The following is a 24,027-nucleotide window of genomic DNA, read 5'->3' as shown; positions in this document are numbered from 1 at the left end:
CGCCGAACCGATGCGCCGCGCCACTCCCGCCGGATAACATCGCAGCTCGGCAAGCCTCGGCCCCGCACACGCGGGGATGGCCCCCGCCCCGGGGAGGCGCCGACGGTGGCCGGCTTCTCGGCCCCGCACACGCGGGGATGGCCCCGTGGCCGGGTGCGGCAGATCGTCCTCCACCTCCTCGGCCCCGCACGCGCGGGGATGGCCCAGCCTCAGCGGCCGGTGATGAACCGGCACCTAGCGACGAGGGGTGCGCAGGGTGGCCCAGCTGCTGGCAGCGGCGGCGAGGACGACGACGCCGATGCCGGCACCCGCCGCGAGAAGGTAGGGAAGGCTGGTGTCGAGGTGGTCCTCGTTGATGCGTAGATAGGTGACGCCGACGGCCGTGGAGGCGAGGGTGGCCAGAGCCGCGGTGAGAGCGGCGGTGACGAGGGCTTCGGTGAGTTGGACGGCGGTCAGCCGGCCGCGGGCCATGCCGAGGGCCCGCAGGGCGAACCATTCCCGGCGGCGTCCGCCGTCCTCGGCGACGGTCAGCAGCGCGCCGAGGACGGTGAGGGCGGCAGCGGCGGTCAGCCCGAGCAGGACCCAGCTGCCGGTGCTGTCGGTGACCTCGGACAACTCGTAGGAGTTCTCCAGCCGGTAGGCGGGCGACGAGGACACCACCCAGGTCCTCGCCTCCTCCCAGGCCGGCAGGTCCACGGCGACACGCAGGTAGGCGGCGATCCTGAACGGGTCGCCGAGGTCGGCGAGGGTGGGGTCGTCGGGCGGCAGCACCATGACGGCCCAGACCGGCGTGTCCAGGCCGGCCGGCAGGTCGAGCGTCGTCGCGGCGGGCGGAACGCTCGCCTGCCGGGTCCGGTCGGCGGAGCGCAGGAGCAGGTCCCCTTCCACAGCCGACGGACCTTGCGCCGCAGGCTCCCCGTCCGCCGTCGGCGGGCCCCCGGCCCGCAGCGTCATCCGGCCGCCGACGCAGTCGGGCAGCGGCCGGGCAAAAAGCTCCTGCAACTGGCGGCAGTCGGCGACGAGCGCGGCGTGCGCGGGACGGGTGGCCGGGTCCTGGCCCGGGGCCCACAGGGCGACGGCGGGAACCACGCCGTGCACGGCCGCCGGGGGTTCCGTCAGCCGCAGGGGGACGGCTTCCAGGGTCTCGGCCTCGGCGAGCAGGTCGGTGTGGCCGGACGCGCGTGCCTGTGCGACCCAGGGCAGGTGGGGCTGGGCCACGACCTGGGAGACCGGCTGGGCGGCACCGACGGCGAAGACGGCGATCCCGACCATCCCGGCGACCCGGAAGCGGGACTGCGGATCCGCCGCCAGCCTCCGCATCGCCAGCAGCCACACCACGCCCGCCTCGACCCGCCCGAGGACCCGGGCCAGTTGCTGGCCCGTCCACGCGGCGGCGCTGGGCAGGCCCGCGCCGAGCAGCACGATCGCCGCCCACAGCAGCGGGTCACGCGGCTTGTGCCGGGAGTAGGCCACGGCCAGGAGCAGCAGTCCGGCGCCGAACAGCAGCGCCACCCACGGGCTGGTGAGCCGCACCGGCCGCAGGATCCGCACCTCGCGCGAGGCCCGGTCGGAGCCCGAGGCGGTGGCCGCGCCCAGGACTCCGGCGAGCACGGCGACGCCCAGAACGACCGCAACCGCCTGCCCGCCCGGCACCCGCAGGTCGGCGCCGAACAGCCGGCGGCCGGTGACCGGGAGGGCGAACATGTCCGGCAGCAGGAACGGCCAGGCGAGCGCGGCGGCCAGCGCGCCCGCCGCGACCGGCGCCGCCGTCTCCAGCGCACCGGCCAGCCGGGCGTGGGCGGCGGGCAGGCCGAGCAGGCGCAGCGCCTGGTAGCGGGTGGTGCGGACCTCGCGGCCGAAGCGGCTCGCGGTCAGGACGAGGGCGAAGGCGGGCATGACCAGGAAGAGCATGGAGCCGAGCGCCGGGTACCAGCCGAATCCGCCGCCGCCTCCACCGCCGAAGCCCGTCAACGGGCCCTGCTGGGTCCCCAGCTCTGCGGGCGTGACGCCGACGTAGGCGAGCAGCTGGCCGGCGCTGCCCACGGCACGGGGCGGAAGGACCTCGGTGTCCGTCCCGGCGAACCACCGTCCGATGGAGGCGGGGGCGCTGCGGATCAGCCGGTCAAGCGCGGGCGAGACCAGGGCCCGCCCGGGGCTCGGCCAGGCGGCGACACCGGGCGGGAGCGGGCCGCGGGCGTGCGGGTCGGCGACCCGCACGATCTTGACGGTGCGACCGCGGTACTCGTGCTCCAGTTCGCTCCAGCCGGTCTCGGCCACGCCGGGCCGGCTGAACACCGGTACCCCGCCGAAACCGGCCTGCGGGCCGAACACCGGAACCGCAGCGGCTGAGCGGGCACTCTCACGCCCCTTCATCGCCGCCGCACCGGCCGTGGCAAGGACCCCGAGTGCGGACACCGCCCCGACCAGGGCCAGCAGGACGACCCGGCGCCGCGCCTGACGGGACAGCACCGCCCGCCACGCGACCGCCAACGCCGCCCACACCGTGGCTTTCGGGTTCACGCCGGCTCCACCACCCGTCCTGCGGCCAGCACCACGGTCCGGTCGGTACGCGCCGCCAGGTGCCGATCGTGGGTGACCAGCACCACCGCCGCTCCGTGCTCCCGCGCCTGTTCCAGCAGCAGCCCGAACACCACCTCGGAGTTGCGGTCGTCCAGGGCTCCCGTCGGCTCGTCCGCGAACACCACGTCCGGACGGTGCACCAGTGCACGCGCGATCGCCGCCCGCTGCAGCTCGCCCCCGGACACCTCCCCGATCGTCCGGCGCCCCAGTCCCCCGACCCCCAGCGCCGCCAACTGCTCGCCGGCCCGCTGCCTGGCCTCCTTGGCCCGCAGCCCCTGCAACCGCAACGGCAGGGAGACGTTCTCCAGCAGGGTCAACTCCGGTACCAGGTCGCCGAACTGGAAGACGAAGCCGAAGTGCGAGCGGCGCAGCTCGTCGCGCCGGCGCACCGACATGGCCTCGACCGGCCGATCGCGGAACAGGACGCTGCCGCTGTCGGCGAGCAGGAGCCCGGAGAGGCAGTGCAGCAGCGTGGTCTTCCCCGATCCGGAGGCCCCCACCACCCCCACCACCTCCCCGGGGTCGACGCTCAGATCGACGCCCGCCACCGCGGCCGCCGGTCCGTAACTCAGATGCAGGGCCCGGGCTTTCAGCACTGGTGGCACGCGTTCACTCCTTGCGGGCCGTAGCAGCCCCGGTTGGTGTCGACGTCCAGTTGCCGGGAGACCCGGCTGCCGGCCGAGTGGTTCGAGTTGAACGAGGCGTCGACGTAGCAGTGGTCACCCTCATTGTGGTCGACGTCCCGGACATCGAACCGAGCGGCTTCGGCGGCGCCGGAGGGGAAGACCCGCAGCGGGGCGGACCGCTGGTCGCGGTCCCGGCCGGACCGGAGCCGAACGACGGTGCGAAGGCCGAGGAGTATCGTCAGGAGTCCTGAGCAGCCCCGCAGTCGAGACCACGGAGGCACCCGCAGATGACCGCCACCGAACGGCCGAGCTTCCTGCTGGTCCACGGGGCATGGCACGGTGCCTGGTGCTGGGACGCCGTGCGCTCCGCGCTGGATGCCGACGGCCGGCGGTCCCACGCCGTCGACCTGCCCAGCACCGACCCGTCGGCCGACCCGCGCGGAGGCAGCGCCCGGGCGGGCATGCGGGACGACGCGGAGGTCATCCGGGACAGCCTGCGGCGCATCGACGGCCCGGTGGTGGTGGTCGCCCACTCCTACGGCGGCGTCCCCAGCACCCAGGCCATCGCGGACGCCACCAACGTGACCCGCGCGATATACCTCGCCGCCTTCCAACTCGACGTCGGCGAGAGCCTCCTCAGCTTCCTCGGCACACCGGTTCCGGACGACGGCACGGGCCGCACCCCGCCCGACCCGAACGCACGGCAGGTGCTCTTCGCCGACGTGCCCGAGGCCGACGCCGAGCGCGCCGTGGCCCGGCTGCGCCCGCAGAGCATCCGCTCCTTCACGGAGCCGGTGACCACAGCGGGTTGGCGCACCGTCCCGTCAAGCTACATCGTCTGCGACCACGACCGGGCACTCGCCCCTTCCCGGCAGCACGAGCTCGCGACCCGCGCCGGCTCCGTGCATCAACTGCCGAGCAGCCACTCGCCGTTCCTCTCCATGCCCCGGCAACTCGCCACCCTGCTGGCCCGGATAGCCCCCGCTGGCTAGGGGCTGTCCTGGCGGCCACGAGCGGAGCCGGATGACGAGTGCTGCGGCGGTGACGGCGGCCGGGCGGCGCACCCGGATCCGTTCCGTGACAGCCTCGAAGCGGCCGCAGTCGACTCACTGACCGGGCGTCAGGCCGAGCGAGAGCCCTTCACCCTTGAACAGCAGGCCCGCGGCCTGCCCGGAGCCGCGCGATGTCCGCAGCCCCGGGCCGGGTGGCGCCCGCAAAAGCGCGTGTCCTACGCGTTCGGGTCCCACTCTGCGAGCTGCTCCATCGGCTCGGTGTCGCCGGTGTTCTCCAGGCCGTCGAGCGGGACGCGCGCGTAGAAGTAGAGGACCAGTTCGCTCGCTGCGCCTCGCATCACCAGGTCGCCCGGCTCCGCGTCGGCGGCGAGGTCGTCACAGCGGACGCCGTCGGCGTTGAGGGTCAGGCGCCAGGAGCGGCCCTCGGTCGCGTGCAGGTCGATGGTCGCCGGCTTGAACGGCCAGGGGACGGTCGTCGCCGAGACCGTCGTCAGGAACTCGTCGACGCCCTCGACCGCGATGTCCGTCGGCAGCGGCTGTGCGGCGCCCTGGGTGAGCTGGACGTCGTAGGTGTGGACCGCGATCTCCTGGATCTGGTGCCGGGCCAGGGCTCCGCTGGTCTCCGGGGCCTGCGAGCGGCCCCACCAGGTCCAGCAGCCGCGGTCCGGGCCGGCCTCGCGCAGCGCGTCGAGCATGAGCCCGGTCGACTCGGCGAGCCAGGCGTCCAGGGCTTCGCGGTCGCGGGGCGCGGTCGGGGCGCCCTTCGGGTCCGTCCTCGCCGGGGGCTCGGCGCCCGGGCCCGCCGCGACGATGGCGGCCTGGCGGCGGCGGCCGTCACCGAGGTGCTGCGCCAGTTCGCGCAGCGTCCAGTCCGGGCAGGTCGGGACCTGGACGTCAAGGTCGGGGGCGGACGCGATCGCGGCGCGGAACGCGGCCGAGCGGTCTTCGATCAGCCGCAGGACCTCGGGGAACTCCAAGATTTTTTGCACGCCGGTTGTGTATCACGGCGCGTCGGCCGCCGGGTAGCGAATTTTGTCGGACGAACGCGTCGACGGCCGGGCGGAACGAGGAGTGGAACGACAGCCAGTGCCGCATCCGGCGACGCCTGCCCCGTCGTGCCGTGTCGCCCGGTTGCTGTGCCGGGCGGCCCTGGGCGGTCAGGATGATCACGCGGCTGAACGTGTGCAGGTGCGTGAGATCGCTGCCGCCCGCACGGGAACGGCGAAGGCCCGTCACCGGGGGTGCCGGTGACGGGCCGTTCGGCCCTCAGCGCTCGCGCAGCCGGGAGTCGGTCCGGGGGCGCAGCGCGGCCGCCAGGGCCGACGAGGCCGTCGCGACGCCGAGCGCGGTGACGGCGATCGTCGACCACGGCATGGCCACCGGGATGTCCTCCGGCCACAGTTGGCTCCCGGCGACCAGCCAGCCGCCGAGGACGCCGATGAGCATGGCCAGGCCGGTGATGACCGCGGCCTGGGTCGCCAGGATCCGTCGCTGGACCCCGCCGCGGAAGCCGATGACCCGCAGCAGCAGCATGCGAGGGCGGATCTCCTGGGCGGCGCCGCCGGCGGCGGTCATCGCCGACACCAGGGCGATGACCGCGCCGATGGCGAGGGTCACCGACCAGCGCGCGGGCACCGGTGGCTCGTACCCTCGCTCGACGTGGAGGTCGGAGGTCGGGATGCCGAGCGGCTCCACGGCCCGGCCGAGCCGTTCCTCCAGGTCGGCCGGCGGGTTCTCGGGCAGGGTGGCCCGGTAGCCGACGGTGAAGGGCACCAGTCCGGCGGCGCGGGCGGTCGCGCTGCTCAGCAGGGCTTTCGCCTGGGTGAGCGTGACCGCGTCCACCGGGTCGGACCGGACGGCGTCCACCGGAACGGGCCGGGACGCCGCGTCGCCGGGTGCCGGTGGCAGCAGCAGTGCCACCGGGGCGGTTCCGGTCGGGGCGGTCCCGTCGAGGACGAGCAGCTGTGTCCCGCCGAGTGCCTGCCGTTCGCGGGGGGTGGGGGTGCGGCCGGTGAGGTCTCGGAACTGTTCGGGGGTGTCGACCACTTGGACGCTTCCGCCGGGCACGGTGCCGATCACGAGCCGGGCGGACGGCACCGAGAGCCGGTTGCCCTCGGCCGTGGGGCGGGCGCCGGCGGGGACGGCGGCGCGGATCTCCTCCACCGGTGCGTCCCGGCCGACGACGCCGCGGACGGCGGACAGGACCGTCTCCGAGGGTTCCGTGTAACGCAGGGGCAGTTCGACCTGGTTCAGGTGGCGCGAGCCGACGTGGGTGCGGCGGTCCTGCTCGGTCTGGGAAGCGACGAAGGAGGCCGTGCTGACGGCCAGGACCACGGCCAGGGCGCTGGAGGCGACGGCGGCGACCGGTCGGCGGCGTTCCCGGGCCAGGTCCCGCAGCGCGAAGCGTCCGGCCGGCGGCAGGCCTGCGGAGAGGCGGCCCAGGAGGTGCAGGAGGTCCGGCAGGGCGGTCAGGGCGGCCAGGACCATCAGGACCGCTCCGGCGGGGCCGATCACGCCGGCGCGCCGGGTCGTCGAGAACAGGAGCAGCAGCACACCTGAGGCCCCGGACACGGCGAGGACCGTGTGGCGGCGCGAGCGCCCACCGGCGCGCGGGGCGCGGGTGAGCCGCTCGCGCACCGATGCCGTCCGGGCGAGCCTGGTGGGCAGCCAGATGCCCGCGACGCCGCCGGCCACCGACCCGACGGCCAGCAGCGCGAGCGCGGCGAAGGGCACCGAGAACGCGCCGAGGTCCCGCTCCACGACCGAGCGGATCAGCGGCCGCAGGGCCTGGCCGAGGACGATGCCGCCCAGGACGCCGATGCCGGTGCCGATGGCGACGGCCGCGGTTCCGCCGGAGCGGGCCAGGCGCACCAGCCGGTCGCCGCTGAAGCCGACGGCGGACAGCATCGCCAACTGCCGGTTCAGTCGCCGCATCCGAAGGTTGAACGCGGCGGCGGCGCTGAACAGGACGAGTGCGAGTCCGGGGACGGCGAGCAGGCCCGGCTGGGCCTCCAGCAGGCTCCGGCCCGAGGAGAGGGCCTCGCGCGTGGTCACCTGCCAGTGCCGCTGTGCGGCCGCGGCGGTGATCCGCGCCTCGGTGGCGGCGTCGGTCCGCACCAGCCACTTGGTGGACAGGCCGATCAGGCCGGTGTGCGTCCGATCGTCCCAGCGGGAGAACAGTCCGGGGGCGCCGATGGCGAAGCGCGCCCGGTAGCCCGTCGGGTCCTCCACCGTCCCGACGATCCGCGCGGGTCCGGCGCCCTCGGGGGCCCAGGCGTAGCGGACGGTGTCACCCGGGGAGAGGTGCCGGTCCTCCGCCAGGGTGCGGGAGACCGCGATCTCGTCGGGGGCGCTCGGCAGCCGTCCCGAGAGGGTGCGCGTCATGCCGGAGAGCAGCGGGCTCGACCAGTCCGTCTCCCGGTAGGGGAGCTGCTCGGTCCGGCCCGAGACCACCACCGGGAGGGCCAGGGTCGAGCGGAGCGGGACGACCCCGTCGGAGGGCAGGGGGGCGCCGGGCACCGCCGAGGCGAGGTCCGGCTGCTCCGTTCCGACGACGGCCGGGGTCACCGCGAGGTTCGCCCGGCCGAGTTGGGAGCGGGCCTTCTGCGGGCCCGACGGGTTGAGCACCCCGATGGTCTGCATCGCCACCGTCGACAGCAGCACGGGGACGGCGAACAGCGCGATCAGGGTGAACCGGCGCCGGCCGCGGCCGACGACGAGCCGCCAGGCGAGCCAGAGCGCGGTGTCGCGTTCCCGCCTCATCCGTGTGATCCCGCGTTGCGCGGTTCGGCGTCGTTCGGGCGCGAGCCGCCGGCGGTGATCTCGACGATCCGGCCGTCCTGCATCCGCACGACGCGGTCGGCGTGTTCGGCGTTGGCCGGGTTGTGGGTGGAGACGATCGCCGTGACCCCGGAGTCGCACAGCTCGCGCAGCGTGCTCATGACCTGCGCGCCCGTCGCCGAGTCCAGGGCCCCGGTCGGTTCGTCGGCGAGCAGCAGCCGGCGCTCGCCGACCACCGCGCGAGCGATGGCCGCGCGCTGCTGCTGCCCACCCGACACCTCGTCGGGGAAGCGCGGGCCGAGGCCGGCGAGGCCGACCCGGGCGAGCGCCTCGTCGGCCCGCCGGCGGGCCTGCGCCCGGGCCACCCCGGCCCCCTCCAGCGGCAGCGCGACGTTCTCCTGCAGGGTCAGCTCGGGGAGCAGGTTGAACTCCTGGAACACGAAGCCGATGGAGACCATCCGTAACTGCGCGAGCCGGGCCTCCGACAGGCCGGGGAGGTCCATCCCCAGGACCTCCAGCCGCCCCGCCGTGGACCGGTCGAGGCCGCCGATCAGGTTCAGCAGCGTGGTCTTCCCGGAACCGCTGGTGCCCATGACGACGACGAACTCCCCGTCGGCGACTTCGAGATCCACACCGTTCACCGCGTGGACGTCCCCGCCGCTCGTTGGGTACGTCCGGTGAACCCCGGAGAGACTGACGCTTGCCATGTGTTCTTCCTCTTCGACCGGTGCAGAGCGGGCCGCCCCGAAGCGGCGGCCCGCCGGGTGTGCTCAAGCCTGACAGGCCTCTTCCTCGGCGCAGACCCCGCACACCGGGTGCCGCGCGCCGGACGGCCCGGCGGCGGGTCACTCTCGCTGGGTGACGGCCGCGAGGGCGCGGTCCCGGACGTCCGGCGAAGGATGCCGGCGCAGCTCGCGCAGGAGGGTCCGCCACTCCCGGGGCCAGCCGAGGCGGTCGCCGAACGCCTCGGTCAGCGCGGTCGCGAACAACCCGGCAGCTGCGGCGGTGTCGCCGTCCGGGCGGGCGGTGCGCACCAGCGCGTCGAGCGTCCCGGGCGGCGGCAACGGGCCCGAGGTGTGCTCGCGCAGCAGCGCCAGGGCGGTGAACGCGGCCGCCGCAGGCCGGTTCCGGTGGGCTTCGGCGAGCGCGCCGAGTGCGTCCGCCAGCGCCTGCGGCCCGGCCGCGGGGTCCACCAGCCGGCGCAGCGCGGCCGCTCTGATGTCCGCCAGGTCGGGTTCGGCCGCGAGCAGGTCGGCGACGCCGGCGAGCAGGGGGCGGTGGCGTTCATCGGCCGGGAGATCGGCGAGGTGGGCCAGCCTCCGGCGGGCCGGCAGGTCCCGGTCGTCCGCGGCGTGAGGGTCGTCCGTCCGCGTGGCGGCGGCGAGTTCGGTGAGCGTGCGGTGCAGGAGGCTGCCGGGGGCGGCGCCGCCGAGCGGGTGGGGCAGTCCGGAGGCGGCGAGCGTGCGGACGGCGCCCGCGGCCTCGCGCCAGCTTCCCCGGTTCGCGAGGTCGGTGACGGCCTGCCGGGCCACGTCCGCGGTCTGCGGGGCCCAGGCGGCCCAGCGCGGCAGCGTGGTGAGGGCGGGCCTGGCGACTTCCGGGTCCGGGGCGGCGGCGACGGAGGCCACCAGGTGGGCGTAGCGGGCCCGGTGGGTCTGAGGAAGGTGCCCGGGGTCGGCCCGCAGGACGGCGCGGCGCAGGGCCGGCGAACCCTGCCCGGCGGCCTCGGCGAGCAGCTCCCAGACCGGTTCGGCGTCCAGCAGATCGGCCGCGAAGGCGACCGCTGCGGCGCGCACGTCCTGGTGCTGGCCTTCGGCGCGGTACGCGGCGACGAGCAGGTCGGCGGCGGCCCGCGGGGGCAGGTGCTCGGCGGCCAGCCGCACCGCCTCCTTGCGGCTGGTCACCTTGGTGCCCTGCGCCCGGGACAGCAGCTCGCCGAGCCGCTCGGCGAGCTCGCCCGGCGGGGCGGACCGGGCGGCCCGGGCGGCCGCATACACCGCGACCCGGGCACGGTTGCCGCCCGCGTGGGCCAGCAGGTCGTCCAGCGCCTCGGCGGGCCGGTCCGTCCGGGCCAGCGCGGCGAGCGCCGCCTCGGCGAGCACCACCTCGGCCGAGTCCGGTTCGGCGGAGTCCTTGGGGGCGGAGTCCGGTTGGGCGGAGTCCTTGGGGGCGGAGTCCGGTTCGGCGGAGTCCTTGGGGGCGGAGTCCAGTTGGGCTCGGATGACCGCTTCGCCGTACTGCGGGATCGCGGCGGCGGCGTGGACGGCCGCGGCGCGACCGTGCAGCGGCACGGTGGGGTCGCTCGCCACTGCGGCGGCCAGGCCGGCGGCGGCCCGCCACTGGCGCGGCGTCCAGCGGCTCGCCGACCGGGTGGGTGGCAGGGTCGCCCGCTGCGGCCGTCGGAGGAACCGCCCGTACGGCGGCACGGGGTCGAGCAGGGGGTCGAGCAGGTCGGTGCGCTGCTCCACCAGCACCTGCCGAACCGGCGGCAGAACGGCGGCGGAGGGCTCGATCTGAAGGATCTCGGCCACCCGGGAACCGCGGGTGCGCGGGTCGTCCAGCCACAGGGCGGCGGCCGTGCCGAACGCGCCGTCCGGCCCGAACCGGAGGGCGTGCAGGAGGAGTTCCTGCAGGTCCGGGATGCCGCGGGCCCGTCGACCGAACGAACGGGCCAGGGTGAACAGGAGCCAGTGGTCCGCGGTGCCGGCCATGGTGTCCAGCCACGGCCGCAAGGTCGCGAACACGGCGTGTTCGTCTCCCCGCCGCAGCCGGTGCTCCAGTGGGCCGAGTTCGACCGTGCCGGTCTGCCCGGCGATCCGCCGCAGGCTCCGCAGCGCCCAGTCGACCAACTCGGCTCCACCGGCGAGGGCGTGCTCGCGCAGGACCTCGGTGACCAATCGCTGCAGGGCGGCGCGGGTGGCGTGCGAGCAGTCACGGGCGCCGATCGCGTCCTCGACGGCGGCGTCGAGGAGGGGCACCGCCGCCCGGGTCAGCAGCCGGGCGGGCACCCGGACGAGCGCGGTCAGCGCCGCGCAGCGCACCGGGTCCTGCTCGTTGCGCAGCCTCGGCAGCAGGCCGAGCGCGTCCTGGACGGCGGCCCGGTCGTCGGAGGCGGCCGCGTTGGCGAACAGGGCCGTCCACGCGGCGGCCCGGTCGCCGGCGTCCGGGCGGGAGAGAGCGGCCCGCAGCTCGGGCTGGGCCTCCTCGGTGGGCAGGTACGCCAGGGCGGGGGCGATCCGGGCCCAGGGACGGCCCTCCGCGCGGCGTGCGGCGACCTGCCGCCGCGCCTCGGCATGGCGGCGGGCGTGCGGGAACAGCGGGAGCAGGAGGGAGAGTTCGGCCTCCCGAGGGAGGGCTCCGGCGTACACGAGGTCGAGGAACGCCGCGCGCCGGCCCGGCGGGAGGGCCCGCAGCAGGGCGGCGAAGCAGCGGGGCGCGGCCAGCCAGTGGCGGCCCAGGTCGGGGAGCGAGGGCGGGTCGGCGCGCACCAGTCGGCGCAGCGTGCCGGTGGTGGGCGGTGCGGTGTACGGTCCGACCGCGCCGCGCCGTGGATCGGCGAGGAGCCGGACGGTGCGTTCGGCGTCCGTGGCGGCCAGCCGCGGCAGCTGGTCGCGGCGCAGCGGGAGGTCCGGGCCGAACCGCTCCAGCAGGTCGAGGACCCGTTCGGGGCGGGCGCGCACGGCGGCGCCGAGGGCGTCGGCAAGGGCGGGCCACTGCCCCAGCCGCAGCGTCTCGGGGTGCTCGGCGAGGACCCGCTCCAGGTGGTCCAGGACCTCGTCCGGGAAACGCGCGGCGAGCGGGGCGAGCGGGGCGGCGTGCGCGAGGTCGGGCAGGGTCCGGCCGACGAACGCGGGGCCGCAGGCGGACAGCAGCCGGGCGGCCTCGGTGTCGCCCCACTCGGCGCGCAGGTCCTCCACCAGCCGCTCGGCGAGCCGGTGGCGGCGGCCGTGCCGGACGACCCGGGCCAGCTGTCGGCGCAGGACGCGGGAGGCCCCGGTGAAGGCCGCCTCGATCGCCGCGTCCGGGATGCCCCGGGTGCGGGCGGCCCGCAGGGCGTACCCGCGGACCACCGGGTCGGGGTCGGTCAGCCGCTCGGTGAGGTGGTCGGTGGCGCCGCCGGCCGACGCGGCGAGCGCGGCCAGCCGGCGGCCGTACACACCGCGGCGTTCCAGCTCGGCCAGAAGCCCCGGGAGCCCGCCGTCGGCGGCGAGCTCCCGGGCCCTGCGGGCGACCAGCCGTTGACGCTCCGGGTGAGGGAGCGGGTCGAGGTCGGCGAGCAACTGATCGGCGTCGTGCGGCATGCGGTCATTGTGGCCGGGTGCGACAGGGGTGTCCCACCGGTTTTCCGCCGCCCGGCCCGGGTGAGCCGGACGGCGGGTACGGAGCAACCGGGTACCGGCGCGGCGATGAGTTCTCCGGCCCCGGCAGGTCTATATCTCGACCGCGACGACCAACTCATCGGGAGTACAGACATGGGCCTCATCCACATCGAGCTGTTCGCGACCCTCGACCTCGTCGGGCAGTCGCCCGGCGGACCGGACGAGGACCCGGCGGGGTTCCCCTTCGGCGGCTGGCAGGCGCCCCTGCTGAACGAGGTCACCGGAGCGCAGATCGGCGCCGCGTACGAGGGGACGGACGCCCTCCTGCTCGGCCGCCGTACGTACGACATCTTCGCCGGCTACTGGCCGCACCAGAAGGAGGGCGAGATCGCCGAGCTCTTCAACCGCGTCCCGAAGTACGTGGCCTCGCGCGGCACGCCGGACCTGTCGTGGGCCGGGTCCACGCACCTCGGCCCGGACCTGGCCGGCGCGGTGCGCGAGATCCGGGACCGGCACGAGCGGGTGAAGGTCGTCGGGAGCCTGAACCTGGTACAGGCCCTCCTGCGGGAGAAGCTCTTCGACCGCCTCGACCTCTGGGTGCACCCGATCGTGCTCGGCGTCGGGAAGAAGGTGTTCGACGACGGCGCGGTGCCCACGAACCTGACGCTCCTCGAACCGCCGGCGGCCGATCCGCAGGGCACCGTCTACCTGCGCTACGGGCTCGCCGACGGCACGCCGGGCACGGGCGACATGAGCGCACCCGACCGCGGCCTCGGGCACGACGGCAATCGGTGACCGGTGACCGGTGTCAGCGCCGACGGGATCGTTGTGGGCATCGACGTCGGCGGGACGGTCGCCCGGGTGGCCGCGCGGGACCGTCCGTCCGTCCGCGCTCGCGGCGCTCGCCCTGGGCCGAACCCGTCAGGGACGGGCAGCAGAAGCCGGTCCCGGCTCACGAGGTCTCCAGTGATGTGGTGCTGATGCGCCGATGACGACAGCCCTGGCCGATGGCAGTGCGGCCCTCGGCCCAGCGGGATGACGACCGTGCCCCCGGCCCCGGCCGGTCAGCTCCGCCGCCCGGACTCCCCGCGCGGCGGCGCCGTCGCCTACAGTGAGAGCTTCTTTCGGACGGGACCGGGTGGCGGCACGAGCGGGGAGGGGGCCGGAGTGGAGCGACGCGTACGTCGAACCGCGGCGGCCGCGCTGTCCTGCGCGTTCCTCGCGGCCTGGGCCGTCTGCCAGGTCCTCCTCGGTACGGCGACGGGCGCGGCGCAGCCGGCCCCCGTCGCGCCGCCCGCCGTCACCGCCCCGGCCGCCCCCGTCGCTCCCGCCGCCGTACGGCTCGGCCCGGCGGGCGCGGAGGTCCGGCGCACCGCGGACCACCCCGGCTCCGACGTCGCCCAGCGGCGCACGACCGCCGCCGAGCCCGGCGTCCGGCTGCCCGCGCTCCCGCCGGTCGCGCTCCCGGGCACCCGGACGGACGCCCCCCGGCCCCGGCCCGGGGTGTACGCCCAGGGGCCGCGCCAGGAGCGGGCGCCGCCGTCCGACCGCTACGACCCCCGCCACACCCGCGGTCCCCCCTCCACCCGGTCCAGCTGACGTTTCACCGCGCCCGCCGACCCGGGTGCCGCGGCCTGCCCGCGGCCCGGATGGGAGGACTCCGGCCACCGTGCCCGGAGCGTTCCCGGCGGCGCGCCGTCCCCTCGCGTCCGCCCGTCCCGGGTGCGGCGTCCCCTCGGACGCCCGGCTCCCGCGGACCGCCCGTGGAGTACCCATGTCTACTCGCCGTGCCACGTTCTGGCGCGCGCTCGTCGCGCTCGCCGTCGTCGGTGTCTCGCTCTACGTCGCCCTGACCACCCCGCCCCGCCTCGGCCTCGACCTGCGCGGCGGCACCCGGATCGTCCTGGAGACCCAGGACTCGCCCACCGTCCGCGCCGACGCGGACGCCACCGACCGGGCGCTGGAGGTGCTGCGCCGCCGGGTCGACGGCCTCGGCGTCGCCGAGCCCTCGCTCGCCCGCGCCGGGGAGCGCCGCATCATCGTCGAACTCCCCGGAGTCCAGGATCCCCGCGAGGCCGCCGGGGTCATCGGCCGCACCGCCCAGCTCACCTTCCACCCCGTCACCGCGACCGCCGACGGCCCGGCCGGGCCCCCCGCGGCGGACGGCTCCCGGGTCCTCGCCGACCCCGGCCTCCCCGGCGGCCACCTGCGGCTGGGCCCGCCGGCGCTGACCGGTGACGGCGTCAAGGACGCCTCGGCCGTCCTCGACACCCGGACGGGCCTCGGCTGGAGCATCGACCTCTCCTTCCGCGGCTCGGCCGGCGACGCCTGGGCCCGGCTCACCGGGGAGGCGGCGTGCGCCGCGCCGGCCGACCCCGCCCGGCGGGTCGCCATCGTGCTCGACGACCGCGTCCTGTCCGCCCCCGGCGTCCAGGACAGCGTGCCCTGCGGTCAGGGGATCACCGGCGGTTCGACGCAGATCACCGGCGGCTTCTCGGCCGACGAGGCCCGCGACCTCGCGGCCCTGGTGAAGGGCGGTGCCCTGCCCGTCCCGGTGACGGTGATCGAGCAGAGCACCGTCGGCCCCACCCTCGGCGCCGAGGCGATCCGGGCCAGCGCCCTGGCCGCGGTCATCGGCCTGCTCTGCACCGGGGCCTTCATCATCGCGGTGTACCGCCTGCTCGGGGTGCTGGCCACCGTCGCGCTCGCCCTCTACGGACTGATCTCGTACGCCGCCGTGGTCGCGCTCGGCGCGACGCTCACCCTGCCCGGGCTGGCCGGCTTCGTGCTCGCCATCGGCATGGCGGTGGACGCCAACGTACTGGTCTTCGAACGGGCCAGGGAGGAGTACACCGCGCCCCGGGCGGCCGGCCGCGGCAAGGAGCGCGACCTGCGGCGCCCGCTCCGCGTCGGGTTCGCGAAGGCGTGGAGCGCGGTGGCCGACTCCAACGTGACGACGCTGCTCGCCGCCGGGCTGCTCTTCGTGTTCGCCACCGGCCCGGTCAAGGGCTTCGGGGTGACGCTCTCCATCGGCGTGCTGGCCTCGATGTTCTCCGCCATGCTGATCACCCGGCTGCTCGCCGAGTGGGCGGTGCGACGGCCGGCCGTCGCCCGGCGGCCCGCCCTGACCGGCATGGCCACCGTCGGCCGGCTCCGGACCCGGCTGACCCGGCGGCCGCCCCGGCTGATGCGCCACCGGCGGCGCTGGCTGGGCGCTTGCGCCGGCCTGCTGCTGCTCGCCCTGGCCGGGATCGGCGGGCGCGGCCTGGACCTGGGCGTCGAGTTCACCGGCGGCCGGGTGGCGCAGTACACCGCCGCGCAGCGGGTCGACGCGGACGCCGCCCGCGCGGCGGTGGTCGGTGCCGGGTTCCCGCAGGCCGTGGTGCAGACCACCGGCGACACCGGCGTGTCCGTCCGCACCAAGGAGACCGGCGACGACCAGCAGCAGCGCATCCGGGAGGCGCTCACCGGCGTCACCGGCGAGCTGTCCGTGGAGCGCGACGAGCTGATCGGGCCGAGCCTCGGCAGCGAGCTGCGCGGCTACGCGCTGGCCGCGCTCGGGCTCGCGGTCGCCGCCCAGCTGCTCTACCTCACGATCCGTTTCCGGTGGACCTTCGCGGCCGCCGCGGTGATCGCGATGGCGCAGGACCTGCTGCTCGTCCTCGGCCTCTTCGCCTGGCTGGGCAAGCCGGTGGACAGCGTCTTCCTCGCCGCGCTGCTCACCATCGTCGGGTACTCGGTCAACGACACGGTGGTGGTCCTGGACCGGCTGCGCGAGCTGCGCCGGACCGGGACGAAGGCGAGCTGGGCGGACCTCGCGGACCGCGCCGTGGCGCAGACCCTCCCCCGGACGGTGAACACCGGCATGGGAGCGCTGTTCGTCCTGGTGGCCCTGGCGGTCCTCGGCGGCGACTCGCTCGCCGACTTCTCGGTGGCGCTGCTGGCCGGGGTCCTGATGGGCACGGCGTCGACGGTGTTCACCGCGATGCCGGTGGTCGTCCTGCTCCAGGGGCGGTTCCCGGACCGGCCGCGGGAGGCACGGAACGCACGCGAGGCCCGGACGCCGCACGCGGCGGGCGCGGCGCGGGCGCGCGACCACAACGGGGCGGTGGTCTGAGCGGCGCGCGATCCGCTCCCGGACTTCGGTCCGGGAGCGGTGCCGCACCGTCCTGCCGCCCCCGTGACGCCTCCCCCGATCCCCCGCCTCGCGCCGCCCGGACCGGGGCGTCCGCACGTGTCCGAACCAGGCACGGGTAAAGTGACCGGCCGAACCACCGGGAGGGGCGCCGATGCTGACACCGACAGGGATACGGAGACGGATCGGAACCTTCCGGGCCCGGGCGGACACGGCGCTCGCGGCGCTCGTCCTGCTCGTCCTGCTCGCACTGCTCGGCAGCGCCGGAACGGCCGTTGCGGCCGACCCGAACACCGCGCCGAGCCCCACGGCAGCGTCCCCGACGACCGCCACCGCCGCGCCTACCGGTCAACTCACCGACGGCGCGACCCGGTCCGAGCGCCTGGCCGAGGAACTGCGCAGGAACCCGGTCTACGTCTCGGCCGCCCAGCCGCGCAGGCTGCCGCGCTCGCTCGCCCCGGAGATCGCCGCCCTCGCGCAGCGCACCGGCGTGCCGACCTACGTGCTGGCGCTGCCGGACGGCGACGCCGCGCTGCTCGCCCTGGTGCACGACCGGCTCGGCGCGGACGGCCTCTACGTGGTGATCGGCGGCTACGGCCACATCACCGCCTCCGCGTTCGGCGTCGACATCCCGGTGGACGACGCCCGACGGATCTCCCTGTACGGCACCCCGTACGGCGCCGGGCCGCTCGCCGCGTTCGAGAACTTCGTCGACGCCGTCGCCTCCGGCAAGGACCGGGCCGCCGCCAGGGCCGAGGAAGTGCACAGCCGGTACCACGACAGCGACCGGCGTCGCCTGTACATCAGCGCCACCGACCGGCAGAACCAGAACCTCCTGCTCGGGCTGGCCGTGGTGGTGATTCCCGGCCTGGTGCTGGCCTTGGGCCTGCGCCTCTCCCTCCGCCGGACCCGCGCCTCGGGCCCCGCCCCCGCCCGGAAGGCCGGCCCACAGCCCGGCCGCCCCGGCGAGCCGACCGGCGCGGCCCCGGCCGCCGGCCCGGGCAGGAAGGCCGCCGTCAGTCTGGACAAGGAGCCGGAGGCGCCACACGGTGCCCGGGGCCGGGGCGCCGCGTGGCGCGGCCGCGGCCTGCTGCCGGTGACGCTGCTGGCGACGGCCGCCGCCGTGTTCGGCGTGGTGCACTACGCGCCCACCGCTTTCCCCCAGGTCATCGACAGCCCCTACCTGAACGTCACCCCGGCCGACCTGGACGCCCGCGTCGACGAGATCGCCGCCGGGCTCACGGCCGGCCCGGTCTACCAGGACCCGTCCGGCCCCGACGCACTGACCGCCGCCGAGCTGCCCGCGCTCCGGCAGCGGATCACCGAACTCGCCCCCAAGGGCCCGGTGCACATCGTGGTCACCCCCACCGACAGCGACGACGAGACCGGCCACGACAGCGACCTGCTGCTCGCCCGGATCCACGAACGCACCGGCCGCGACGGCGTCTACATCCTCGTCGACCCGCTGACCGGCGTGATCGACCTCGACAGCTACGGCACCGACCGGGACACCCTGCGCCGCTTCGCACGCGTGCCGGCCGAGGTCAGGTACGCGTACGGGCAGACCAAGGGTCTGAACGTGGCGCCGCGGCTGGACCAGGTGCTGGACGCCGTCGCCGCCGCCGAGCCGAAGCCGGGCCACGACCCCGCGGAACGCCGCACCACGCTGCCCCCGCTGCACGACAACCGGCTGCCCGCCCTGTTCAGCAACGACTTCGGGGGCGGCGTCGGGCTCGGCGTGATGCTGCTCGGCGTCCTGCTGTTGCTGGCCTGGGCCGCCCTCGCCATCACCCGGGCCGTGATCCGCTCCCGGCACGCCCGCGCGGCCGGCTCCTCGCCGCAACACGCCAGGCCCCGGCGCACCACCCCGCTGCCGTCGCTGCGGCAACTGCGCGCCTGGGCCGGCGAGGACGTCCGCGAACTCGCCGCGCAACTGGCCGCCGCCGACCAGCACGCGCCCGGCCGCAGCCGCGCCTGGGACTGCCTCGACGCCGCCCAACTCCTCGCCCACAGCAGCGGACAGCGCCCCGACGAGTCGACCGAGGCGGGCGATCTGACCGCCGTCGTGGTGCTCGCCCAGGCCGGGCTCGCCGCCCTCCGCGGCCACCTCCACCGCACCGTCTGCCGACTCGACCCGCTGCACGGCGAAGCCACCGGCGGCCGGGCGCCGGCCTGGTTCGCCGAGCTCGGCATCGGCCCCCGGTCCGCGCAGGTGTGCCCCGCCTGCGGGGACGCCCTCCGCAGCGGCGGAGCGGGCCGCGCCCGCGACCGGCTGCTGCGCCTGCCCGGGGCGAACGACCGCACCCGGACCGCCTGGGACGAGGCCGGGCAGATCCTGCCGGCCGCCCGCGAAGGGCTCGACGCACTCATCCTCAGGGCCAGGGAGTCCGCCAGTGTCCAGTGACCGCCCGACCGTCCGCCACCCGTCCGCCGGCCCCGACCGGCGCCTGCTCGGAGGGCTGTTCGCCGCGCTGCTGATGGCTTGCTCGGCGTTGCTCGGCGCCGGTGCCCCCGCCCGCGCGGACGGCGCGGGCCCCGGACCGACCGCCACGGCGATCGTCGAGGCGCTGGCCACCGCCCCGGTCTACGTCGACCCGTCCTTCGCGGCCGCCGTCACCGCCTCCCAGCAGCGGGAACTCGCCGACCGGATCACCGCGACCGGCCTGCCGATCAAGGTGGTGCTGGTGCCGCTGAAGAAGGGCGACGCGTTCGACGGCAGCGCCAAGTCCCTGGCCGCGGTGGTCCAGGAGCGCCTGGGCCGGCCTCAGCTGATCCTGCTCACCAACGACGAGTACGGGAGCTGGCTCAGGGGCACCGAGTGGCCGGAGGACACGCACCAGGCCCGCGACGCGGCCATGGCCGTGGGCATGCTCAAGGAACTCAAGGAGGCCGGACTGGCCGCCCGCGTCGGCCGGGCCGTCGAACTGATCGGGACCGGCCGGGGCACCGAGGTCTACAAGGCCGAGGCCGCACGGGCCGACCGCGAGTACGCGGCCCGCCCCAAGGCGAAGGAGGAGGCCGCCGGCTCCACCTCCGGTGGCCCGGGGACTCTGCTCGCCATCGCCGCGGCGCTGGTCCTCGCCGCCGCCGGCGCCGCCTTCCTGGTGCGCCGCCGCCGCTCGCCCCGGCACACCGCCTTCACCTTCCCCGACGCCGTCTTCGCCGCCGATCAGGCCGCCGACGAGGCCGGGCTGCGCCGGCAGGCCACCACCGAGGTGCTCGCCCTCGGCAAGGCCGTGGACGGCGCCGACCCGGTCGCCACCCCCGGCCTGGGCCGCGCCCTGGACGCCTACGACGCGGCCGGCCGGGTCCTGGACGCCGCCCGCGGCATCCCCGACCTGGCGGGCGTGCTCGCCCTGGCCGCCGAAGGGCGCTCCGCGCTCGCCGCCGAACCGCGGCTCCCGCTGTGCTTCTTCGACCCCCGGCACGGCGCCGCCGCCCGCCGCACCACCTGGCGCCCGCTCGGCCGCCGGGAACGCGTAGACGTCGCCGTCTGCGAGGACTGCGCCCGGGCCCTGCACGCCCGCCGCGCACCCCAGGTGCTCGCCGTCCGCGACCAGGGGCGCACCGTCCCCTACTTCGAGGTACCCGCCGACCGCAGCCTCTGGGCCGCCACCGGCTACGGCTCGCTGCTCTCCGGCCCCGACGACACCCTCGCCGCCCGGGTCGGCACCGGCGAGTTCAGCCGCGCCCGGCAGGAGTCCGAGGACCGCGGTGCGACCGAGGAGTGAGCGCGCACTCCCTCGGACGGAGCGCCGGTTCCCCGACGGAACCGGCGCTCCACCGTTCGACCGGCCGTCCGGGCGGGCCTGTTGCGCCCGTCGCTGATCCGCTGGACGTCCTCGTCCGTTTGTCGGCTCACCTGATCAAGCGTTGAGCACGTTTGACGCTTTGACAGGCCACTGGTCTACTGCCTCTCCATGTCCTCCACCACATCGCCCGCGTTGGACGCCGTCACCGTCGTCGAGTCGACCGCCGACCTGGTCGGCGAGAACTACGTCTTCCCCGAGGCCGCCCGGGAACTGGCGGCCCTGCTGCGGCGCCGCAGTGCCGAGGGGGCCTACCCGGCCGAGTCCGCCCAGGAGTTGGCCGAGGCGGTCACCGCGGACCTGCGGTCCGTCAACGGCGATCTGCACCTCGCCCTGAAGTACCACGCCGTGCCGGTGCCGCCGGAACAAGGCGCGGCGGTACTCGCCACGATGCGGAGGGACTTCGACGCCTCCCTGGGCGGTGTTCCGCGCATGGAGCTCCTCGACGGCGGGGTCGCGGTCCTGGAGATCGCACCCAAGATGTTCCCGCTGGACTGGGCGGCGCAGCCGCTGGCCGCGGCGCTCTCACTGGTGGCACCCGCCCGCGCCCTCGTCCTGGACCTTCGCCGCAACACCGGTGGCGACCCGGACACGGTCGCCTTCGTCTGCGGCTACCTGCTCGACGGCCGCACACACCTCAACACCCTGCTCTCGCGGCAGGGAGAGGTGGCCGAGCAGTCCTGGACACCCCCGTTCGTACCGGGTGCCCGCTTCGGCGGCAGCAAGCCGCTGTACGTGCTGACGAGCGGAAACACCTTCTCCGCAGCCGAGGAGCTCGCCTACGACCTGCAGCAGCTCGGGCGCGCCGAGATCGTCGGGGAGGCCACCCGGGGCGGCGCGCACCCGCGCGAGGGCTGGACGGTGCACCCGCACCTGGAGCTCAGCGTGCCCGTCGCCCGCGCGGTCAACCCGGTCTCGGGCACCAACTGGGAGGGCACCGGCGTCCGGCCCGATGTGCCCTGCGACGCCGAGGCCGCGCTCGACCGCGCACTGACCCTGGCCCTGGCGCGTCCGGCCTAGAGCTTCCTCCTTGACGCGGCCGGCCCCTGGGCCCCGCGCGGGCCCCGTAGCCGACCGCCCGCACGCCGGGCGCGGAGACGGCGGGCGGCACCTCTCGGGGCGGGCAGCCGGGGGTGCCCCGACGGACGGCACCGGGACCACGGTCCCGTGCTCGGACCCGACCCGGAGCACGTTCCCGGGCGCGGTTCGTCCTCTGCGCGGACGGATTGACGGTCCATCGGATGATCCTCTTGTAGGGCGCCGAGAAGAGCTCCGGCGCCCTACCCAGAGGGGCTTTCCCGTGAACGAGCACGCACCGCAGCACCACCTTCCGAACCGCCTCCGCGGCGGCCGGCGCGGGGTGGCGGCGGCCGTGACCGCGGTGGCCGCCGCCGTGGCGGCCGGCGTCCTGGCACCGGCACCGGCCTCCGCCGGCCCGCGGCCGGACGCCGTGCAGCAGCGCCTCGACGCGCTGGTCAAGGAGGACGGGGTGCCCGCCGCCCTCGCCACCGTCAAGGGCCGCGACGGCCGCGCCCGCACCTACACGGCCGGCGTCGGCAACGCGACCACCAAGGCCAGGGTGCCGGTGGACGGACAGGTGCGGATCGGCAGCAACACCAAGGCGTTCACCGCCGTCGTGGTCCTGCAACTGGTCGCCGAGGGCAAGGCCGGCCTGGACACGAGCGTGGACACCTACCTGCCCGGCCTGGTGCGCGGCGAGGGCATCGACGGCCGGAACATCACGGTCCGCCAACTGCTCCAGCACACCAGCGGCCTGCCCGAGTACGTGGACCGCGAGGGCGTGCTCAGCACCCCCAAGCGCTACTACGAGCCGCGCGAACTCCTCGACGCCGCGCTGGCCCAGAAGGCCCACTTCGCGCCCGGCGCCCAGTGGGAGTACAACAACACCAACTACCTGCTGGCGGGCCTGATCATCCAGAAGGTCACCGGACGCCCGCTCGGCGAGGAGATCACCAAGCGCGTCGTCGACCGGATCGGCCTGCGCCACACGTACTTCCCCGCCCCCGGGGACATGACGATCCACGAGGCCCACCCCAAGGGCTACCAGCGCGCCTCGGACGGGTCGCTGCGCGACTACACGGAGCTGGACCCGTCCTGGGGCTGGGCGGCCGGCGCGGCCGTCTCGACCAACACGGACGTCACCCGGTTCTACGGTGCGCTGCTCGACGGCCGCCTGCTGCCCGCGGCCCAGCTCGCCCAGATGCGCACCACCGTCCCCGCCGAGGCGATCGGCCCCGGAGCCCGCTACGGACTCGGCCTGGTGAGCCGCCCGCTCTCCTGCGGCGGCGTCGCCTGGGGACACGGCGGGACGATCCCGGGTTACGAAACCGCGGGCGGCACCACCGAGGACGGCCGGGCCGTGAACGTCACCGTGACCACGATCCCGGACGGCGACACCGCGAAGCGCGTGGAGCAGGCGGTGGACGAGGCGCTCTGCCGCTGATCCCCGGGCACCGGCCACCCGGCCACCCGGCCACCCGGCCACAGCCTCACCCCTCCCCCTTCGCTTCCCAGCAGTGGAGTCCCGATGAACGAACACGCCCCGCAGCGCAGGGCGCACCGCATCCGCCTCGTGCGGCACGCCACGACGGCCGCGGCCACCGCCGGCCTCGCCCTGACCGCCTTCCTCCCGTCCCCGCCCCCAGCCTCCGCCGCACCGCGCCCGGACGCCGTGCAGCAGCGCCTCGACGCGCTGGTCGAGGAGGACCGGATGCCCGCCGCCCTCGCCACCGTCAAGGGCCGCGACGGCCGCAGCCGTACCTACACCGCCGGTGTCGGCGACCTGGCCACCGGGGCCCGGGTCCCGGTCGACGGGCAGATCCGGGCCGGCAGCAACACCAAGGCCTTCGTCGCCGTCGTCGTCCTGCAACTGGTCGCCGAGGGCAGGATCGGCCTGGACACGGCCGTCGACACCTACCTGCCGGGCCTCCTGCGCGGCGACGGCTTCGACGGCCGGCACATCACGGTCCGCCAGCTGCTCCAGCACACCAGCGGCCTGCCCGACTACATGGACGCCCCCGCGCTGGCCGACTTCACCACCATCCAGTACCGCTACTTCGAGCCGCGCGAACTCCTCGACGGGGCACTGGCCCAGAAGGCGCGGTTCCCCGCCGGGACCGGCTGGGAGTACAGCAACACCAACTACCTGGTGGCCGGCCTGCTGATCCAGAAGGTCACCGGCCGCCCCTTCGGCGAGGAGGTCACCAAGCGGGTCATCGACCGGATCGGCCTGCGCCACACCTACGTCCCGGCCACCGGGGACACCGCCGTCCACGAGCCCCACCCGCACGGCTACCTGCGCACCGCCCCGGACGCGCCGCTGGTCGACTACACCGCGATGGACGCCTCGATGGCCTGGGCCGCGGGGGCGGTCGTGTCCACCAACACCGACCTCAACACCTTCTACGGCGCGCTCCTGGCGGGCCGCCTGCTGCCGGCCGCCCAGCTCGCCCAGATGCGCACCACCGTCCCGGCCGAACTCCTGGGCCCCGGGGTCCGCTACGGCCTGGGGATCCAGAGCAGGCCGCTGACCTGCGGCGGCCTCGTCTGGGGCCACGGCGGCACCTCCCCGGGCTACCGGACCCGGGGCGGCGTCACGGAGGACGGCCGTGCCGTGAACATCACCGTCACCACCATCCCGGACGCGCCCACCGGCAAGCGCCTGACCGACGCGGTCGACACGGCCCTCTGCCGCTGACCCCGCCGGGCCGGCCGGACCGGCTCCGGACCGGCTCCGAGGAGAGG

General features: G+C 75.9%; 16 protein-coding genes. 10 read left to right on the top strand and 6 right to left on the bottom strand.

What is annotated here, in order from left to right:
- Nucleotides 1-234: 234 nt before the first annotated feature.
- Nucleotides 235-2,520, bottom strand: a complete 2,286-nt coding sequence (locus tag ACFC0B_RS11725; RefSeq protein ID WP_376085003.1) for a hypothetical protein — start codon at nt 2,518-2,520, stop codon at nt 235-237.
- Nucleotides 2,517-3,185: an ABC transporter ATP-binding protein gene (locus ACFC0B_RS11720; RefSeq protein ID WP_376085001.1), complete on the bottom strand. Its 669-nt coding sequence runs from the start codon at nt 3,183-3,185 to the stop codon at nt 2,517-2,519. Before ACFC0B_RS11720 ends, ACFC0B_RS11725 begins: the two co-directional genes overlap by 4 nt.
- Before the next feature lie 110 nt (nt 3,186-3,295).
- Between ACFC0B_RS11720 and ACFC0B_RS11715 the strand changes: the two genes are divergently transcribed.
- Together ACFC0B_RS11715 and ACFC0B_RS11710 are read left to right on the top strand one after the other, a co-directional pair.
- Nucleotides 3,296-3,457, top strand: a complete 162-nt coding sequence (locus tag ACFC0B_RS11715) for a hypothetical protein (RefSeq protein ID WP_376084999.1) — start codon at nt 3,296-3,298, stop codon at nt 3,455-3,457.
- A gap of 36 nt (nt 3,458-3,493) precedes the next feature.
- On the top strand, nt 3,494-4,198 hold the full coding sequence (locus ACFC0B_RS11710; RefSeq protein ID WP_376084997.1) for an alpha/beta fold hydrolase: 705 nt from the start codon (nt 3,494-3,496) through the stop codon (nt 4,196-4,198).
- 236 nt (nt 4,199-4,434) lie between these two features.
- Here ACFC0B_RS11710 and ACFC0B_RS11705 read toward each other — a convergent pair whose 3' ends face one another.
- The 4 genes from ACFC0B_RS11705 to ACFC0B_RS11690 form a co-directional block, all read right to left on the bottom strand.
- Nucleotides 4,435-5,208: a maleylpyruvate isomerase N-terminal domain-containing protein gene (locus tag ACFC0B_RS11705; RefSeq protein ID WP_376084995.1), complete on the bottom strand. Its 774-nt coding sequence runs from the start codon at nt 5,206-5,208 to the stop codon at nt 4,435-4,437.
- A gap of 277 nt (nt 5,209-5,485) precedes the next feature.
- Nucleotides 5,486-7,981: a hypothetical protein gene (locus tag ACFC0B_RS11700; protein ID WP_376084994.1), complete on the bottom strand. Its 2,496-nt coding sequence runs from the start codon at nt 7,979-7,981 to the stop codon at nt 5,486-5,488.
- Nucleotides 7,978-8,631, bottom strand: a complete 654-nt coding sequence (locus ACFC0B_RS11695; RefSeq protein WP_376084992.1) for an ABC transporter ATP-binding protein — start codon at nt 8,629-8,631, stop codon at nt 7,978-7,980. The genes ACFC0B_RS11700 and ACFC0B_RS11695 overlap by 4 nt, the downstream gene beginning before the upstream one ends.
- A gap of 213 nt (nt 8,632-8,844) precedes the next feature.
- Nucleotides 8,845-12,300: a hypothetical protein gene (locus tag ACFC0B_RS11690; protein WP_376084991.1), complete on the bottom strand. Its 3,456-nt coding sequence runs from the start codon at nt 12,298-12,300 to the stop codon at nt 8,845-8,847.
- Nucleotides 12,301-12,471: 171 nt separating this feature from the next.
- Here ACFC0B_RS11690 and ACFC0B_RS11685 point away from each other — a divergent pair, with 171 nt between their 5' ends.
- The 8 genes from ACFC0B_RS11685 to ACFC0B_RS11650 all read left to right on the top strand — a co-directional run bounded on the left by ACFC0B_RS11685 (nt 12,472) and on the right by ACFC0B_RS11650 (nt 23,980).
- Entirely contained in the window at nt 12,472-13,113 is a 642-nt protein-coding gene (locus ACFC0B_RS11685) for a dihydrofolate reductase family protein (RefSeq protein ID WP_376084989.1), read from the top strand.
- Nucleotides 13,114-13,485: 372 nt separating this feature from the next.
- Nucleotides 13,486-13,917 carry a hypothetical protein gene (locus ACFC0B_RS11680; RefSeq protein WP_376084987.1) on the top strand — a complete coding sequence of 144 codons (432 nt, stop codon included), beginning with the start codon at nt 13,486-13,488 and terminating at the stop codon, nt 13,915-13,917.
- Nucleotides 13,918-14,092: 175 nt separating this feature from the next.
- The gene (secD, locus tag ACFC0B_RS11675) at nt 14,093-16,435 is read left to right on the top strand and encodes a protein translocase subunit SecD (protein WP_376084986.1); all 2,343 of its coding nucleotides are present in this window, start codon (nt 14,093-14,095) and stop codon (nt 16,433-16,435) included.
- Between the two features lie 172 nt (nt 16,436-16,607).
- Entirely contained in the window at nt 16,608-18,857 is a 2,250-nt protein-coding gene (locus ACFC0B_RS11670; RefSeq protein WP_376084984.1) for a hypothetical protein, read from the top strand.
- The gene (locus ACFC0B_RS11665; protein WP_376084983.1) at nt 18,847-20,184 is read left to right on the top strand and encodes a hypothetical protein; all 1,338 of its coding nucleotides are present in this window, start codon (nt 18,847-18,849) and stop codon (nt 20,182-20,184) included. Before ACFC0B_RS11670 ends, ACFC0B_RS11665 begins: the two co-directional genes overlap by 11 nt.
- Nucleotides 20,185-20,373: 189 nt before the next feature.
- Complete coding sequence (locus ACFC0B_RS11660) at nt 20,374-21,282, top strand: S41 family peptidase (RefSeq protein ID WP_376084981.1); 909 nt, start codon at nt 20,374-20,376, stop codon at nt 21,280-21,282.
- Nucleotides 21,283-21,622: 340 nt separating this feature from the next.
- A complete protein-coding gene (locus tag ACFC0B_RS11655) occupies nt 21,623-22,726 on the top strand; it encodes a serine hydrolase domain-containing protein (RefSeq protein WP_376085112.1) in 1,104 nt (367 codons plus the stop codon).
- Between the two features lie 84 nt (nt 22,727-22,810).
- Nucleotides 22,811-23,980 (top strand): serine hydrolase domain-containing protein, encoded by a 1,170-nt coding sequence (locus ACFC0B_RS11650; protein WP_376084979.1) that lies wholly within the window; start codon nt 22,811-22,813, stop codon nt 23,978-23,980.
- The last annotated feature ends 47 nt before the right edge of the window (nt 23,981-24,027 follow it).

It is taken from the genome of Kitasatospora sp. NPDC056184, from assembly GCF_042268405.1.
In the GTDB taxonomy this organism is placed as follows: domain Bacteria; phylum Actinomycetota; class Actinomycetes; order Streptomycetales; family Streptomycetaceae; genus Kitasatospora.
The sequence above is the reverse complement of the archived record's forward strand: the minus strand, read 5'-3'. Positions and strand labels throughout refer to the sequence as shown.

Coding starts and splice junctions, on each gene's coding strand:
- ACFC0B_RS11710 (WP_376084997.1), top strand. CDS start 3,494: ATGACCGCCACCGAACGGCCGAGCTTCCTGCTGGTCCACGGGGCATGG.
- ACFC0B_RS11700 (WP_376084994.1), bottom strand. CDS start 7,981: ATGAGGCGGGAACGCGACACCGCGCTCTGGCTCGCCTGGCGGCTCGTC.
- ACFC0B_RS11690 (WP_376084991.1), bottom strand. CDS start 12,300: ATGCCGCACGACGCCGATCAGTTGCTCGCCGACCTCGACCCGCTCCCT.
- ACFC0B_RS11685 (WP_376084989.1), top strand. CDS start 12,472: ATGGGCCTCATCCACATCGAGCTGTTCGCGACCCTCGACCTCGTCGGG.
- secD (WP_376084986.1), top strand. CDS start 14,093: ATGTCTACTCGCCGTGCCACGTTCTGGCGCGCGCTCGTCGCGCTCGCC.
- ACFC0B_RS11670 (WP_376084984.1), top strand. CDS start 16,608: ATGCTGACACCGACAGGGATACGGAGACGGATCGGAACCTTCCGGGCC.
- ACFC0B_RS11660 (WP_376084981.1), top strand. CDS start 20,374: ATGTCCTCCACCACATCGCCCGCGTTGGACGCCGTCACCGTCGTCGAG.
- ACFC0B_RS11650 (WP_376084979.1), top strand. CDS start 22,811: ATGAACGAACACGCCCCGCAGCGCAGGGCGCACCGCATCCGCCTCGTG.